The sequence below is a fragment of the Sphingomonas guangdongensis genome (assembly GCF_900199185.1).
Lineage (GTDB): Bacteria > Pseudomonadota > Alphaproteobacteria > Sphingomonadales > Sphingomonadaceae > Sphingomonas > Sphingomonas guangdongensis.
Map to the genome: position 1 here is coordinate 207,354 of NZ_OBMI01000001.1, position 15,774 is coordinate 223,127.

Genomic DNA, 15,774 nt, shown 5'->3' on the forward strand with positions numbered 1-15,774 from the left:
GCACGCCGATGACGCCGGCACAGCTCAGCATCGTGTTTTTCCTGCAGCTCGCGGTGATCGTCGCCGCCGCCCGCCTGGTCGGCTGGCTCGGCCGCCGCTTCCTCGGCCAGCCGCAGGTGGTGGGGGAGATGATCGCGGGCGTCGTGCTCGGCCCGTCGCTGCTCGGGCTTGTCTTTCCGCAGCTCACCGCCGCGCTCTTCCCGCCCGCCGCCAAGGGCACGCTGTACGTCGGCGCCCAGCTCGGCGTCGGACTCTACATGTTCCTGGTCGGGATGGGCTTCGAACGCGACGACTTCCGCCGCCATCTCCGTAGCGCCAGCGCCGTGTCGCTGTCCGGGATCGCCGCGCCGTTCGCGGCGGCCGCCTGCCTGACCCCCTGGCTGCTCGGCATCCCCGGGCTGTTCGCGCCGACGCTCGGGACGATGCAGGCGACGCTGTTCCTCGGCGCCTGCATCTCGATCACCGCCTTTCCGATGCTCGCGCGCATCATTCACGAGCGCGGGCTGTCCGGCTCCCCGCTCGGCTCGCTGGCGCTGTCGGCGGGTGCGATCGACGATGCGGCCGCCTGGACCGTCCTCGCGGTGGTGCTCGCCACCTTCGGCGACGGCGCGGGCGTCGCGGTCAAGGCGATCGTCGGCGCAATTGCCTTCGCGGTGCTTGTCCTCGGCTTCGGCCCGCGCCTGCTCCGCCCGCTCGCGGCCCGGGCGGAGCGGCAGGGGTCGGTCGATCACGCGCTGCTCGCGGGCGTGCTGATCCTGTTCCTGCTTGCCGCCTTCGCGATGGACTGGGTCGGCATGCATGCGGTGTTCGGCGGCTTCCTGCTCGGCGTCGCCATGCCGCGCGGACTGCTCACCCGCGAGGTGCGGCGGATGCTGGAGCCGATCACGGTGGTGCTGCTGCTGCCGATGTTCTTCACCTTTTCCGGCCTCAACACGCAGCTGGCGCTGATCGCCGATCCGGCGCTGCTCGGCGTCGCGCTGGCGGTGCTCGCGGCCTCCGTGCTGGCGAAGTTCGGGGCGTGCTGGGCGGCGGCGCGGGTTGTGGGTCAGGACAACCCGACCGCGCTCGCGGTCGGCGCGCTGATGAACGCCCGCGGGCTGATGGAGCTGATCATCATCAACATCGGGCTGCAGCGCGGAGTCATCGGGCCGACGCTGTTCTCGGTGCTGGTGCTGATGGCGGTCGTGACGACGCTGATGGCCTCGCCGCTGTTCGAGGCGGTCTACGGCCGGCGCGCGCGGGCAAGCGGTGTGCTGCCGGCGTAGTGATCAAATCGCGCAGAGACGCGGAGCCGCAAAATATGTTGCGCTATTGCAGCGCGAAGCGCCCTTGATCCCATTCAGACGCCTGCAGCGCTTGAACTCACCACCGCGCCGCGCCTCTGCGTCTCGGCGCGATAGATTCCTTTTAGAGCTTGGACACCTTGTCCTGCAGGCTCGCAAGCTCGGCCCGCAGCGCGGCGATCTCGTCGTCCTTGGTCGGGTGAGCAACGCCCTCCGCCGCGGCGGGCGGCACCACGGTCGGCACGGGGCCGGTCTGGCCCGGCTTGAACGCGCTCGCCGCCGCCTCGAACATCGCCATGTTGCGCTTGGCGATCTCGGCAAAAGGGGAGTGGGCGAAGGCGCCCTCGACCGCCGACTTGAACTGCTGCTGGTTGCGGCGGAAGCTCTCCATCGACGCCTCCAGATACCCCGGCACCATCGCCTGCATCGAATCGCCGTAGAGCGCGATTAGCTGACGCAGGAAATTGACGGGCAGCATCGTCTGGCCCCGCGCCTCCTCCTCCATGATGATCTGGGTGAGGACATTGTGGGTGATGTCCTCTTCCGTCTTCGCATCGACCACCTTGAAGTCGCGGCCCTCGCGCGTCATCGCGGCGAGATGCTCCAGTGTGATGTACGAGGATGCTTCGGTGTTGTAGAGGCGGCGGTTGGCGTACTTCTTGATGATGACCGGGCCGCCGGCGGCTGACTTCTTCATGGCAACACTCCTCCACCCGCGATGACAGGCGGAAGCGTACCACCGCTCGATGCCGCACCGCAACACGGCCCGCGACCGCTGCCGCTGTTCCTTTCCATGCTGCGCAGCGAAACCGCAACATCGCATACGAGGCGTGCGGCGGCCTTGACGGGGTTGCGACGCTACCAGCAGGCGCCGCGTGTCCCGCCACGGGACGCCGGTCACGTCATCGCTCGGCAGGGCCGGGTCAGCCTGCGCGACCATGGCGGAAGCGGCCGCCCGGTGTTGGTCGTCCCATCGCTGATCAACCCGCCTGCCGTGCTGGACCTGAGCGAAGATCGTTCGCTGCTGCGGTGGCTGGCGGCAGCGGGCTGCCGGGTGCTGATGGTCGACTGGGGCGCGCCGCATCCGGATGAGCGGGACAGCGACATAGACGCGCACGTCACGGAGGCGCTGGTCCCGCTGATCAAATCGCTCGACGCGCCGCCGGTGCTGGTTGGCTACTGCCTGGGTGGGACGCTGGCGATCGCGGCGGCGACGCTGACGCCCGTTGCGGGTGTGGCGCTACTCGCAACCCCCTGGCGGTTCGGCGCCTATGCGGATGCGCGTGACGGCGTTGCCCGGCTGTGGCATGCCGCCGAACCGTCATGCGCCGCGCTCGGGCTGGTGCCGGTGGAGGTGCTCCAGGCCGGCTTCTGGCAGCTCGACCCGGCCCGGACGATCGACAAATATGCCAGGCTCGCGACCGCCGATGCACCAACGCTGGCGCAGTTCACGCTGCTGGAGGACTGGGCGAACGCCGGTGCGCCGCTGACGCTCGCGGCCGGGCGGCAGCTGTTCGAGCGCTTCTACGCCGCCGACGAGCCCGGACACGGCAGCTGGCGGATCGGCGGACGGCTGATCGATCCGGCGGCGCTCGGCTGCCCGGTCCTCGACATCGCCTCCGCCACCGACCGCATCGTTCCCGTGGCCAGCCGCGCAGCGGCGGGCACCCAGCGCACCGTCGCCGCCGGCCACGTCGGCATGATCGTCGGCAGCGGCGCGCGCGCCGCCGTGTGGGAGCCGCTCGCCGACTGGATTAGCGCGCTTCGCGCGCCTACATGACCGCGCGACAGACGCCAGGAGAGCCCCATGACCGACATCGTGATCGCCGCCGCCAAGCGTACCCCCGTGGGCGCGTTCCTGGGCTCCTTCGCCGCGACGCCGGCCCATGAGCTCGGCCGGGTCGCGATCGAGGCGGCACTGGCGCAGGCCGGGGTCGATGGCGCCGACGTCGATGAGGTGATCCTCGGCCAGGTACTGACCGCCGCGCAGGGCCAGAACCCCGCACGCCAGGCGTCGATGGCCGCCGGCATCCCCAAGGAGGTACCCGCCTGGGGCGTGAACCAGGTCTGCGGCTCGGGCCTCCGCACGGTTGCGCTCGCCTTTCAGTCGATCGCCAACGGCGATGCCAAGATCGTGGTCGCGGGCGGGCAGGAATCGATGTCGCTCTCCGCTCATGCCGCACCGATGCGCGCCGGCACCAAGATGGGAGGCGTGAGCCTAGCCGACACCATGGTCGTCGATGGGCTGACCGACGTGTTCAACGGCTATCACATGGGGATCACGGCGGAGAACCTGGCCGAGCAGTACCAGATCACCCGCGGCGAGCAGGACGAATTCGCCTGCGCCTCGCAGAACAAGGCGGCCGCCGCGCGCGCGAGCGGGCGCTTCGACGACGAGATCGCCGCCGTCACGGTCAAGGGGCGCAAGGGAGACGCGGTGGTCGACAGGGACGAGTTCATCCGCGAGGGCGTGGAGGTCGCGAGCCTTGCCGGGCTGCGTGCCGCCTTCAAGAAGGATGGCGGCACCGTGACCGCCGGCAATGCGAGCGGGATCAACGACGGCGCCGCCGCGCTCGTGGTCATGAGCGCGGACGAGGCGCAGCGCCGCGGCGTCACCCCGCTCGCGCGGATCAAGAGCTGGGCGTCGGCCGGCGTCGACCCGTCGGTGATGGGGATCGGTCCCGTCCCCGCCTCCCGCAAGGCGCTGGAAAAGGCCGGCTGGTCGATTGGCGATCTCGACCTGATCGAGGCCAACGAGGCCTTCGCCGCGCAGGCGCTGGCGGTCGGCAAGGAACTCGGCTGGGACGCCGAGCGCGTCAACGTGAACGGCGGCGCGATCGCGATTGGCCACCCGATCGGCGCGTCGGGAGCGCGGGTGCTCACCACGCTCATCTACGAGATGCAACGGCGCGACGCGAAGAAGGGATTGGCGACGCTCTGCATCGGCGGTGGCATGGGCATAGCGATGTGCGTGGAGCGCGACTGAGCACGCGCGGCGCCAACACAGGCGGGCAACAACCGTGCGCCCGCCTGTAACATCCTTGCAACAGCTGCCGGCTAATCGCGCCGGTCGACATTCATGCTAGGCTAATTTTCGTTGCGTTGGGGGGCTGTTCCCCGCTTCTCTGTAGGTAACGGGTGTCCGTTACAGGGGAACAGCATGACAATTCACCGCCTGCTCGGCGCGACCGCGCTTGCCAGCACGCTACTGATCTCGTCCGCCGCGTTCGCGCAGGACACAACCGCCATCCAGGCGGTGCCCTGCCAGACCGACGACACTCGTCCGGAATGCGTCGAGGCGCAGGTCGAGGAAGAGCGGCAGCCGAGCGCCGACATCGTCGTCACCGGATCGCGCATCCGCAGCCCAAACATCACGTCCGACGTGCCGATCACGTCGCTGGGCGGTGAGGCGATCTTCCAGCAGAGCGACCAGAACGTCGGCGAACTGCTGAACGACCTGCCGCAGCTCGCCAGCACCTTCTCTCAGCAGAACCCCGGCCTCGGCATCGGCATCGCCGGCCTCAACCTGCTCGATCTGCGCGGTCTCGGGACGCAGCGCACGCTGGTGCTGGTCAACGGCCGCCGTCACGTTGCGGCCGACATCCTGAACAACGCGGTGTCGCCCGACGTCTCTTCGATCCCGAACGATCTGATCGAGCGCGTCGACATCGTGACCGGCGGCAACTCGGCCGTGTACGGCTCCGACGCGATCGCGGGCGTGGTCAACTTCGTGCTGCGCCGCTCGTTCGACGGCGTCCAGCTGCGCGGGTCGGCCAGCATCAACGAGAAGGGCTTCGGCGGCAGCCAGTACCTGTCGGCGATGGCAGGCAAGAACTTCGCCGACGGGCGGGGCAACATAACGCTGCATGGTGAGTACAGCCGCCAGGAGCGCGTGTTCGCCTCGCAGGTGCCGTACTTCAATCGCGCACGCGGCCTCTTCACGGTCGACGCGGACGGCGGCACGGGCCTGGTCAACGGTGGTGACGGCTTCCCCGACTCGATCTTCCTTCAGGACGTCCGCTCGGGCACGATCGACTATCGGGGCTTGATTCCGATCAACCAGCGCGCGGGCGCCAACGGTGCCTGCGGCAACGCGACGCTGGCCAACAACGGTCCGCAGAACAGCAACGGTCTGGCGTTCAGCTGCGCCTATATCTTCTCGCCGGAAGGTCGCCTGACCGAGCAGACCGGGTCGCGCTTCGGCACCGGCATCAACGCCAGCCGCATCGGCGGCAATGGCCAGACCGGCCGTGAGTTCCAGACGGTTTCGATCCTGCCGCAGCTGGAGCGCTACAACTTCAACCTGCTCGGCCGGTTCGAGCTCGCGCCAGAGGCGGAGTTCTTCGTCGAGGCGAAGTTCGCCCGACTCGATTCGGTCGGCAACAACGCCGGCCCGTCGTTCATCCAGACGGGTGCCGGCAATCAGGGCAACGTCGGCGACTTCCGTGAGCGTCCGCGGCTCGACAACCCGTTCCTGAACCCGGCCGACCGTACCACGCTGGCCAACCTCATCCTGGCCTCGGGCTGCAACACCAGCCTGACCGCGGCGTGCCCGGCGGCCGGCAACCTGACGGCGGCGCAGCAGGCAGAGGTAAACGCGGGAACCTACCGCTTCATTCTGGCCCGCAACCTGCTCGACGTCGGTCTGCGTGACGAGGTGTTCCGTCGCGACACCTACCGCGTTGTCGCCGGCTTCCGCGGCACGTTCAACGACGATTGGTCGTACGAGGTATCCGGCAACTACGGCCGGTTCGACCAGAGCCAGTCGACCAACGGCTACATCGATCGCCAGCGCTTCTCGCTGTCGATGGACGCGGCGCGCAACGCCGCCGGCCAGATCGTCTGCCGCTCGCAGATCGATCCTGCCGCCGCCGTCATCTCGCAGCGCACCACCGACACCGCGGAGGTCCGCGCGGCCAACCAGGCTCGCCTGGCCGCCGACATCGCGGCCTGCCGCCCGTACAACCCGTTCGGCACGCCCGACAACACGGCGGCGGTGCAATACTTCACCAGCACCTTCGGCGCAGATGCCAGCCTCGAGCAGATCGTCGGTCAGGCGTTCGTCTCGGGTGACCTGAGCCAACTGTTTGAGCTGCCCGGCGGCCCGATCCGCTTCGCGGTCGGCGGCGAGTACCGTCGCGAGAAGGCGTTTTACGAGCAGGACCCCTTTACGACGCAGGGCTTCAACAACGCGGTTTCGATCCCCGTCTTCGATCCGGAAGCGTTCGAGGTGAAGGAAGGCTTTGCCGAAATCCAGATCCCGCTGCTGAAGGAAACGCCCTTCTTCCACGAGCTGACGCTGAACGGCGCCGGTCGCGTGTCGGACTACGGCGGCAGCGTCGGCACGGTCTACGCGTACAACGGCGGCTTCCAGTGGGCGCCGGTCCGCGACCTGCGCATCCGCGGCAACTACGCCCGTGCGGTGCGCGCTCCCAACGTGTCGGAGACGGGCTTCCCGCTGGTTCCGAACTTCACCAGCATCAGCGATCCGTGCAACATCGTGAACATCAACAGCGGCAGCACGACGCGTCGTGCGAACTGCACGACGCAGGTGGGCGCGGGCAACCTGGCTAACCTGGGTTCGGTCACCTACTCGCTGCCGATCGTCAGCGGCTCGAACCCGAACCTGTCGGAGGAGACGTCCGACTCCTACACGCTGGGCGCGGTGTTCCAGCCGAGCTTCGTGCCCGGCCTGGCGCTCACGGTGGACTACTTCAACATCACCGTGAACGACATCATCTCGTCGGTCGGGGCGCAGACGATCCTCAACAACTGCGTCGACCTGCCCACGCTGACCAACATCTTCTGTCAGCAGTACACCCGCTTCGCCGGCCCGGGCCTCGGCCCGAACGGTGAGCAGCCGGGCGCGATCCTCGGCAACTCGCTGATCGTGGCGCCGCTCAACTTCGCCAAGCGCGAGCGTGAGGGCATCGACGTGAACCTGCAGTACCGCACCCGCCTGGGCGCGGACGGCCGCCTCAACGCCAACCTGATCTATGTCCACTCGCTCGCGAACAGCAATTTCGAGGATCCAACCAACCCGGACTTCGAGAACCGCATCCTGGGTGAGACCGGCTATCCGCAGGACGAGTTCCGGCTCGACCTGGATCTCGGCTACCAGGCGTTCACCTTCGGCTACCGCCTGCGCTTCATCGGCGAGCAGTATCTCGTCGCCTATGAGTCGGTGAACGGCGGCATCAACGGCCTGCCGCCGTCGAACATCGACGCGGCCGAGCCGAACACCTATCCGATCATCACCTACTCCGACCTCCGCTTCGAGTGGGACACGGGCTGGACGCAGGAGCAGACGCGGGGTGCCAAGGGCCTGCTGTTCTACGCGGGCGTGGACAACGTCTTTAACCAGCTGCCTCCGCTCGGGACCACGGCGACGGGTGTCGGCACCGCGATCTACGACTATCGCGGCCGCAGCTTCTACGCGGGTGCGCGCGTCCGCTTCTGATCGGATTGCACGATCCTGAGATTTGGGGGAGCGAAGGTGTCACCTTCGCTCCCCTTTTCTCTGCGCCGCCAAGTGCTGGCGTGTCCGCCAGTGGTGTTCAGTCGTGCCAGACCCGCTCGAACCGCGGCCCCAGTCCGGTCAGCAGCTCGTACTGCGACCGGCCCGATCGCGCCGCCAAGTCGGGCAGCGCATAGTCGAGGGTGACCCAGTCACCCTCCCCCACCTCCGCGCCGCTCACGTCGAGCGCGACCAGGTCCATCGACACGCGGCCGATCACCGGCAGCGTTCGCCCGCCCGCTAGCGCACACCCCAGATTGGAGAGCGAGAGAGGGTAGCCGTCCGCGTAGCCGAGGTTGACGATCGCAACGTCGCCGTCTGTCGCCGCGCGCCACGTCGCATTGTAGCCGATCGTCTCGCCCGCCGCGACGCGGCGGCGCTGGAGCACCTGCGCCTCCGGATAGGCGACCTGGCGTACGCCGCCGAGCGCCGCGCGGGGCACGCCGCCGTAGAGCGCCAGTCCCGGCCGGGTCAGATCGAAGTGGTACGCCGCGCCGAGCGCGACCCCTGCCGAGTTTGCAAGGCTGATCCGCCGTGCCGCGGTGCGGGCCGCGACGGCTGCGAGCCTGGCGCGCTGCTCCTCGTTCATCGCGCTGTCCTCGTCCGCGCAGGCGAGGTGGCTCATCAGCGTGTCGACCGCGAGCCCGTCGAGCAGCCCGGCACCGACCTCCGCCGCGGACAAGCCCAGGCGGTTCATGCCGGTGTCGACCATTACGTCGCACACGCCTCCGCCCTCCTCGCGCCAGCGTGCCACCTGCGCCGCGGTGTTCAGCACCGGCCGCGCGTGAGCACTGGCGAGCGCGCTGGGCATGTCCTCCGCCCGGACTCCATGGAGCACCGAGACGCTCGCGCCCAGATCGGCGAGCGCCGCGGCCTCGCGCCAGGTGGCGACGTAGAAGTCGCGGGCGCCTGCCGCCGCCAGCCGCCGCACGACCGCGCGTGCACCCAGGCCGTAGCCGTCGGCCTTGACGGCTGCCCCGCAGGCGGCGGAACCGCTCATCGCCGCGAGCAGGCGCCAGTTGGCGACGAGCGCCGCGCCGTCGAGGCGGAGGCGGTTGGGCGGGAGCGGGATCACGCGCGCCGGCCTAGCCGCGGGCCGGCGCGTCCTCAATCCTGCTGGAGGTCGCGCTCGTGCATCAGGATCAGCACAACCGCCAGCGCGAGCGCGACCACCGCGATGGTGTACCACAGCCCGGCGTAGGAGTCGCCGGTCTTGGCGACGATGTACTGGCTGATGAAGGGGAGGAAACCGCCGAAATAGCCGGTGCCGAGATGGTAGGGGATCGACATGGAAGAATAGCGGATCCGCGGCGGGAACAGCTCGGACAGGATCGCCGCGACCGGGCCGTAGGTGAGCCCGGAGAGGAGCGACAGGCCGAGGATGCCGAGCAGAATCAGCGCGATGTTGCCGCCCGACGGCGTGACCCGCTCCAGATTGTAGCCGGCGTCGGACAGCGCGCGGTCGAGTGCGGGCGGCGACACGTCGAGCTGCGGCATGCCCCCGATCGATACGGCGACAGCCTGCCCCTCCGCGGTCGTGTAGGCGATCCCCTTCTTGGACAGGTAGTCGAGCACTTGGCCGCACTGGTCGCGCTGGGTCGCCGCGAACGGATCATAGGCGCAATCGGGCCCGCGGACGATCACGGGCGCACGGTCGGCGGCGCGGGCGAGCTCCGGATTGGCGGCATGGCCGATCAGCCAGAACAGCGGAATGAGCAGCACCAGCGTCGCGGCATAGCCGATCACGATCAGCGGCTTGCGCCCGACCCGATCGGAGAGCGCGCCGAAGGCGATGAAGAACACCAGCCCCATCGCCGCTCCCGCGCCGGTGATGAGCTGCGCGGGCGTTTCCGCGACACGCATCGGGCCCTGCAGGAACGATAGGACGCTGAACAGCGCGGTGTACCAGATGACGGTGAGCCCGGCGGCGATCCCGAGCAGCGCAACGATCAGGCGACGGCCGTTGCCGGGATAGGTGAAGCTCTCGATGAACGGATTGCGCGCGGTCTGCCCGGCCGCCTTCATCGCGGCGAACACCGGGCTTTCCGACAGCTTGAGCCGCATCCAGAGCGACACGGCAAGCAGCGCGATCGAGAAGAGGAACGGCACGCGCCAGCCCCAGTCCGCCCAGGCGTCCGGCGGCAGCACGCCCTTGACCAGCAGGACGACCGCGAGGCTGAGGATGAAGCCGCCCGACACGCTCGCCTGGATGAAGCTGGTGTAGAAGCCGCGGCGCTTGGCGGTGGCGTGCTCGGCGACGTAGATCGCGGCGCCGCCATACTCACCGCCGAGCGCCAGGCCCTGGAGGATACGCAGCAGGATGATGATCGCCGGCGCCGCCGCCCCAATCGCGGCGTAGCTCGGGACCAGCCCGACTCCGGCGGTCGCGAGACCCATGAGCGTGATGGTGACGAGAAAGGTATATTTGCGCCCGAGCCGATCGCCGAGGAAGCCGAACAGGACGGCGCCGAGCGGGCGGAAGCCGAAGCCGACCGCGAACCCCGCCCAGGCGAGCAGCGTCTGCATCATCTCCGAGCCGGCTGGAAAGAAGGTGCGGCCGATGATCCCGGACGCGGCGAGCGTGCCGTAGATGAAGAAGTCGTACCACTCGAACGCGGTGCCGAGCGAGGACGCGGTAATGACGAGGCGGATGTCCTTGGCCGGTACCGCGTCGGTCGCAGTGTCAGTATCGCTCACGCCGGTCTCACCCCCGCCTTTGTTGACACGAGGTCTAGCGCAACAACGCCGCGCGGCAAACGCGGGCTAACGGCACAGACGAGCAGCGAACGTGATCGCGTTAAAGGTTCGAGCGGGCCCAGTCGGCAGTCGTGCGATCATCGCTCTTGCTTGAGCGCCCGCCAACATATCGTGAGAACGACCGCCAGCATGATGGTCGCGGTCCCCAGGATGACGAAGCCCGGCATGCCGATCTGATGCGCGAGCCAAGTCCAATGACTCTCCAGCGTGATACTGTCGCGGCCCGCTCCGCCGCGCACCAGCACACCACCCTTCGCCGATCCGACAATGACGATCTTGTCGTCGCCATCACCGCCCTCGAAGATCATCGGAACGGTCGCATCTCCAGCAATGATCGTTCCACCGGTACCGCGGATATAGACGGCACCCTTGGGGCAATCAGCGGGAAGTTCCTTCGACTTGGCTGGCCCACCTGGCCGTGCCATCAACGAACAGTGCTCGGACAAGGACTCTTCGGCCATCCGGACGCTCTACGAACGGATGACTTAACGAACACACCCGTTCGCGCGAAGGGATGTTGCGGGCGGCGGCAAGCGTCTGGACGGTTCGCTTCCGAGACACGACATCGCTTTGGCGGCAAGCGCGCCCACCTGCACCGGTCCAATGCTGGTCAACTTGTAAGCGCCGCTTAAATCGGGATCGATCGTGCGCCCGTCACGCCTTCTCCAGCGTGCACTGCAGCGGGTGCTGGTTCTGGCGGGCGAAGTCCATCACCTGCCCGACCTTGGTCTCCGCGACCTCGTAGGAGAAGACGCCGCACACCCCCACCCCCTTCTGATGGACGTGGAGCATGACCTGCGTCGCCTCCTCCATCGACATGCGAAAGAAGCGCTGGAGCACCAGCACGACGAACTCCATCGGCGTGTAGTCGTCGTTGAGCATGAGGACGCGGTAGGGCGTCGGCTTCTTGGTGCGCGTCCGAGTGCGCGTCGCGACGCCGAGCGACGAGCCGCCGTTGCCGTCGCCGTCCGCATCATCGTCGTTGTCGGCCATCGTGGGAAGGTAGGTCACGGCTGGTAAAATATGCCCCTGCGTCCGCGGGAGCAAGGCGGCGGCGCGGCGACGGTCATGAAAAAAGGGGCGACCGCATCGCTGCGGCCGCCCCGGGGTACGCTGAACTGAAAGGTCGAGCCGTTCAGGCGACGGTCTTCGCCTTGTCGGCGGCAACGGCGACGCGGTTCGACAGCGGCTGCGCGGCGTCGCCGGCCAGCTTGATCATCGCCTCGGTGCTCTTGGAGGTCTGCGCGACCGCCTGGTCGAACGAGGTGCGCATCCAGTCGCTCTGGAGCTTGAAGAACTCGGTCGGCGACTTGACGCTCGCCAGGTTCTTGAGCGTCGCGGTCAGACCCTCGAACGACTTGCGGCTGTACTCGGCGGCGTCCTGGCCCAGCGCCTCGAGACCGCGCATCGCGATGCGGCTCGACTCGACCATCGCCTCGACGTTGCCCTTGCCGAACTCGTTCATCTCGGCGACCACCTGGCCGCTCTTCTCCATCGCGGCCTTCGCACGCTCGTTCATGTCGGCGAACATCTTGGGCGCCTCGTTGGCGGCGGTCGCGGTGGTGTTCTCGAAAGTGGTAGCCATGATCTGTGTGTCCTCTTGCACGGTGTCGGCGGCCATGTCGGCCGCGTGAGTTACGGCGGTCTCTGCCGCCTCGATCGGAGCGGCAACGGCCGCGGGTTCGGGAATGGCGTCGACGACCGCATCGGTCACCTGCTCGACGGTGTTGGCGGTCGTCTCAGTCACCAGCGCGGTCGCGTCGACGACCGCATCGGTCGCCTCGGTCCCGGCACCAGTGGTACGCGGCGCTGCGTCGGTGGCGGTTGCGATGACCGTCGCGAGGCTATCACCCGTTACGATCGGCGCGTCGGGGATGAAAGGTGCAGCAGCGGAGTCGATGTCGGGCGTCGGCGCCACATCGGCGAACGGCACCGCTGTTGCCGGACCCTTGCTCGACCTGGTGACCTTCTTCGCCATTGCGCTCGCCCGCATCTACTTGTTGCAGCGCACAAATACGCATCGACGGCATTTTTGCAAGCGCTTTTTGTGCGGTGCAGCACAACCCGGCTGCGCAGCGGAACGGTCCGGCTCAGCGCGCCCTGACGTAGGTCCCGGGTGCGTCCGCGAGCGCAGGCAAGCTCCCTTCGCCCGGCATCCGCGCGCCCGTTGCAGGAACGCGGCCAGCGCCGATCCGGCGGATCCAGCTGATCCAGTCGGGCCACCAGCTGCCCTTTGTCTCGCTTGCCCCGGCCACGAACGCGTCGAGCGAGGATACGTCGGCGTCGTTGGTCCAGTACTGGTACTTGCCCGCTGCCGGCGGGTTCACCACCCCGGCGATATGGCCGGAGCCCGCCAGCACGAAGCGCAAGGGTCCAGTGAAATGATGCGTGATCTTCCACACGCTCTCGGCCGGGGCGATGTGGTCCTCGCGGCCCGCCTGGACATAGACCGGGGTCGCGACCTGCGTGAGGTCGATCGGCACGCCCAGCACCGACAGCGCGCCCGGCACCACCAGCTTGTTGTCGCGGTACAGGTCGGCCAGGTAGCTCTGGTGCCACGCCGCGGGCAGATTGGTGACGTCGCCGTTCCAGTGGAGCAGGTCGAACGGCGCGTACTCTTCCCCTAGAAGATAGTTGTTGCTGACGTAGTTCCAGATCAGGTCGCGCCCGCGCAGCAGGTTGAATGTCGCGGCCATGTAGCGGCCGTCGAGGAACCCGTCGGTCGCGAGGCTGCGGATCATCGCGAGCTGATCGTCGTCGACAAAGTGCCGGAGGTCGCCCGCGTGCGCGAAATCGACCTGTGCGGTGAAGAAGGTCGCGCTGGCGACATTGTCCGCCTCCTCGCGCGCGGCGAGCACGGCGAGCGTGGCCGCGAGCGTGGTACCGGCAACGCAGTAGCCGATGGCGTGCACCGACGCCGCATCGAGCAGCTCGCGGACGACGTCGATCGCCTCCAGCTGCGCGGCGACGTAATCGTCCCAGCGCACGTCGGCTAGGCTGGCGTCGGCCGACTTCCACGACACCACGAACACCGACAGGCCCTGCGCTACGGCCCAGGCGATGAAGCTCTTCTCCGGCGTCAGATCGAGGATGTAGAAGCGGTTGATCCACGGCGGAAAGATGATGAGCGGCGTCGCCAGCACCTCCGGCGTGGTCGGCGTATAGTGGATGAGCTCATACAGGCGGGTGCGATAGACGACCTTGCCGGGCGTGGTCGCGATGTTCCGCCCGACCTCAAAGGCGGCTCGGTCGGTGTGGGTCAGCTGGCCGCGCTGCAGGTCGGCCAGCATGTTCTCCAGCCCCTTGAGCAGGCTCTCACCGCGAGTCTCGATGATGCGCTTCAAGGCCTGCGGGTTGGTGGCGGCGAAATTGCTTGGGCTCATCGCATCCACGAACCCGCGGGTCGCGAAGCGGAGCTGCTCGCGCTGCCGGTCATCCACCCCCTCGACCGCGTCGACGCCCTTCAGCAGGTGATCGGCGACCGTGAGGTAGCTTTGCCGGATGAAGTCGAACACCGGCTGCTCGCGCCATTCCGGTGCCTTGAAGCGTTTGTCGCGGGCCTGTTCGGGCGTCTCGCGGAACGGCTCGGCATGTTCCGGGTCCAGGAAGCGCTGCCACAGCTTGATCGTGTCGCCCCAGAAGTCGGCGCTCGCCTGCAACATCGGTATCGGATCGAAGCCCGCGGGAGCCGACGGCAGGATCGTCGCGGGCGACGTGATCTTCGCCGCCTCCACCCCCGCCTCGAGCATCATCTGCTGCGCGCGGCCGAGCACCCACGTCCAGTGCTGCATGTCCTCCAGCGTCGGGATGCCCTTGCCCGCACCCTCGGCGCCCGGGGCTGTCGTGTCGCTGCCGTCGGCCATGCCACTCCTCTCGCGCGCACGCCTTTAAGCTCTTCTTGCCGGCGCGTCATTCCCGCCAACGCTTCAATCGCGTATGACGCTCCCGCATCGAACCGAAAGCGCGTGCCATGTCCGACGATTTCTACCGCATCAAGCGCCTCCCCCCCTATGTCATCGCGGAAGTGAACGCGATGCGGGCGGGCGCGCGCGCGGCGGGTGAGGACATCATCGATCTGGGGATGGGCAACCCGGACCTGCCGCCGCCCCAGCACGTGCTCGACAAGCTGTGCGAGGTCGCGATGAAGCCCGACGCGCACGGTTATTCGCAGTCCAAAGGTATTCCGGGGCTGCGCCGTGCGCAGGCCAATTATTACGCCCGCCGCTTCGGCGTCGATCTCGATCCCGAGCGCGAGGTGGTGGTCACGATGGGGTCGAAGGAGGGGCTGGCGAGCCTCGCCACCGCGATCACCGCGCCCGGCGACGTCGTGCTCGCGCCCAACCCCTCCTACCCCATCCACATGTTCGGCTTCATCATCGCGGGCGCCACGATCCGCAGCGTGCCGACGACGCCCGACGAGCACTATTGGGAGTCGCTGGAGCGCGCGATGGCCTTCACCGTCCCGCGGCCCAGCGTCCTCGTGGTCGGCTATCCCTCGAACCCGACGGCCGAGACGGTCGACCTCGCGTTCTACGAGCGGCTGGTCGCCTGGGCGAAGGCGAACAAGGTCTGGGTGCTCTCCGACCTCGCCTATTCCGAGCTCTACTACGACGGCAATCCGACGCCCTCGATCCTGCAGGTGCCGGGCGCCAAGGACGTCGCGGTCGAGTTCACCTCGCTCAGCAAGACCTATTCGATGGCGGGCTGGCGGATCGGCTTCGCGGTTGGCAACCAGCAGCTCATTGCCGCGCTGACCCGGGTCAAGTCGTACCTCGATTACGGTGCCTTCACCCCGATCCAGGCGGCGGCGTGCGCGGCGCTCAACGGCCCGCAGGACATCGTCGCCAGGAACCGCGAGCTCTACCACAAGCGCCGCGACGTGCTGGTGGAAAGCTTCGCCCGCGCCGGGTGGGACATCCCCGCCCCGCGCGCGTCGATGTTCGCCTGGGCGCCGCTGCCGCCCGCTCTGCGCGAAATGGGCAGCCTGGAATTCTCCAAGCAGCTCCTCACCCATGCCAAGGTCGCGGTGGCGCCGGGGGTCGGCTACGGCGAGGACGGCGAGGGTTTTGTCCGCATCGCGCTGGTCGAGAACGAGCAGCGGCTGCGCCAGGCCGCGCGCAACGTGAAGAAGTATCTCCAGTCGATGGGGGTCAACACCGGCGCGAAGGCGGCCGGCTAATCCCCACGCGTACTCCCGCGAAGTCGGTAGTCCTGAGC

General features: G+C 68.2%; 12 protein-coding genes. 5 read left to right on the forward strand and 7 right to left on the reverse strand.

The features are described from left to right. Positions 1 to 8: 8 nt before the first annotated feature. Complete coding sequence (locus CRO12_RS01030) at positions 9 to 1,265, forward strand: cation:proton antiporter (RefSeq protein WP_097062182.1); 1,257 nt, start codon at positions 9 to 11, stop codon at positions 1,263 to 1,265. Between the two features lie 142 nt (positions 1,266 to 1,407). On the opposite strand, the gene phaR is transcribed toward CRO12_RS01030, so the two are convergent. Beyond that, positions 1,408 to 1,980, reverse strand: coding sequence for a polyhydroxyalkanoate synthesis repressor PhaR (phaR, locus tag CRO12_RS01035; RefSeq protein ID WP_097062183.1), 573 nt, complete (start codon positions 1,978 to 1,980; stop codon positions 1,408 to 1,410). A gap of 21 nt (positions 1,981 to 2,001) precedes the next feature. Here phaR and CRO12_RS01040 point away from each other — a divergent pair, with 21 nt between their 5' ends. From CRO12_RS01040 to CRO12_RS01050, 3 genes are all read left to right on the forward strand, one after another. Beyond that, entirely contained in the window at positions 2,002 to 3,063 is a 1,062-nt protein-coding gene (locus CRO12_RS01040; RefSeq protein ID WP_097062184.1) for an alpha/beta fold hydrolase, read from the forward strand. A 27-nt stretch (positions 3,064 to 3,090) separates the two neighbouring features. Beyond that, on the forward strand, positions 3,091 to 4,269 hold the full coding sequence (locus CRO12_RS01045) for an acetyl-CoA C-acetyltransferase (RefSeq protein WP_097062185.1): 1,179 nt from the start codon (positions 3,091 to 3,093) through the stop codon (positions 4,267 to 4,269). Positions 4,270 to 4,443: 174 nt separating this feature from the next. Then, on the forward strand, positions 4,444 to 7,743 hold the full coding sequence (locus CRO12_RS01050) for a TonB-dependent receptor domain-containing protein (protein WP_097062186.1): 3,300 nt from the start codon (positions 4,444 to 4,446) through the stop codon (positions 7,741 to 7,743). 97 nt (positions 7,744 to 7,840) lie between these two features. Here the strand turns inward: CRO12_RS01050 and CRO12_RS01055 are convergent, their stop codons facing one another. The 6 genes from CRO12_RS01055 to CRO12_RS01080 form a co-directional block, all read right to left on the reverse strand. Continuing rightward, positions 7,841 to 8,875 (reverse strand): alanine racemase, encoded by a 1,035-nt coding sequence (locus tag CRO12_RS01055; RefSeq protein WP_425442972.1) that lies wholly within the window; start codon positions 8,873 to 8,875, stop codon positions 7,841 to 7,843. Between the two features lie 32 nt (positions 8,876 to 8,907). Then, on the reverse strand, positions 8,908 to 10,497 hold the full coding sequence (locus CRO12_RS01060) for an MFS transporter (protein ID WP_245858098.1): 1,590 nt from the start codon (positions 10,495 to 10,497) through the stop codon (positions 8,908 to 8,910). A gap of 137 nt (positions 10,498 to 10,634) precedes the next feature. Continuing rightward, complete coding sequence (locus CRO12_RS17560; RefSeq protein ID WP_144033485.1) at positions 10,635 to 11,018, reverse strand: hypothetical protein; 384 nt, start codon at positions 11,016 to 11,018, stop codon at positions 10,635 to 10,637. Positions 11,019 to 11,211: 193 nt separating this feature from the next. After that, positions 11,212 to 11,550: an ATP-dependent Clp protease adapter ClpS gene (clpS, locus tag CRO12_RS01070; protein ID WP_097063261.1), complete on the reverse strand. Its 339-nt coding sequence runs from the start codon at positions 11,548 to 11,550 to the stop codon at positions 11,212 to 11,214. 142 nt (positions 11,551 to 11,692) lie between these two features. After that, the gene (locus CRO12_RS18180) at positions 11,693 to 12,535 is read right to left on the reverse strand and encodes a phasin family protein (protein WP_245858099.1); all 843 of its coding nucleotides are present in this window, start codon (positions 12,533 to 12,535) and stop codon (positions 11,693 to 11,695) included. 112 nt (positions 12,536 to 12,647) lie between these two features. Next, positions 12,648 to 14,420 carry a PHA/PHB synthase family protein gene (locus tag CRO12_RS01080; protein ID WP_097062188.1) on the reverse strand — a complete coding sequence of 591 codons (1,773 nt, stop codon included), beginning with the start codon at positions 14,418 to 14,420 and terminating at the stop codon, positions 12,648 to 12,650. A gap of 107 nt (positions 14,421 to 14,527) precedes the next feature. Between CRO12_RS01080 and CRO12_RS01085 the strand changes: the two genes are divergently transcribed. Next, positions 14,528 to 15,736 carry an LL-diaminopimelate aminotransferase gene (locus CRO12_RS01085; protein ID WP_097062189.1) on the forward strand — a complete coding sequence of 403 codons (1,209 nt, stop codon included), beginning with the start codon at positions 14,528 to 14,530 and terminating at the stop codon, positions 15,734 to 15,736. Positions 15,737 to 15,774: the final 38 nt, after the last annotated feature.

Excerpts from the sequence above, each read along its gene's own strand:
- CRO12_RS01030 (WP_097062182.1), top strand. The coding sequence starts at position 9 with ATGACGCCGGCACAGCTCAGCATCGTGTTTTTCCTGCAGCTCGCGGTG.
- phaR (WP_097062183.1), bottom strand. The coding sequence starts at position 1,980 with ATGAAGAAGTCAGCCGCCGGCGGCCCGGTCATCATCAAGAAGTACGCC.
- CRO12_RS01040 (WP_097062184.1), top strand. The coding sequence starts at position 2,002 with ATGACAGGCGGAAGCGTACCACCGCTCGATGCCGCACCGCAACACGGC.
- CRO12_RS01045 (WP_097062185.1), top strand. The coding sequence starts at position 3,091 with ATGACCGACATCGTGATCGCCGCCGCCAAGCGTACCCCCGTGGGCGCG.
- CRO12_RS01050 (WP_097062186.1), top strand. The coding sequence starts at position 4,444 with ATGACAATTCACCGCCTGCTCGGCGCGACCGCGCTTGCCAGCACGCTA.
- CRO12_RS17560 (WP_144033485.1), bottom strand. The coding sequence starts at position 11,018 with ATGGCCGAAGAGTCCTTGTCCGAGCACTGTTCGTTGATGGCACGGCCA.
- clpS (WP_097063261.1), bottom strand. The coding sequence starts at position 11,550 with ATGGCCGACAACGACGATGATGCGGACGGCGACGGCAACGGCGGCTCG.
- CRO12_RS18180 (WP_245858099.1), bottom strand. The coding sequence starts at position 12,535 with ATGGCGAAGAAGGTCACCAGGTCGAGCAAGGGTCCGGCAACAGCGGTG.
- CRO12_RS01080 (WP_097062188.1), bottom strand. The coding sequence starts at position 14,420 with ATGGCCGACGGCAGCGACACGACAGCCCCGGGCGCCGAGGGTGCGGGC.
- CRO12_RS01085 (WP_097062189.1), top strand. The coding sequence starts at position 14,528 with ATGTCCGACGATTTCTACCGCATCAAGCGCCTCCCCCCCTATGTCATC.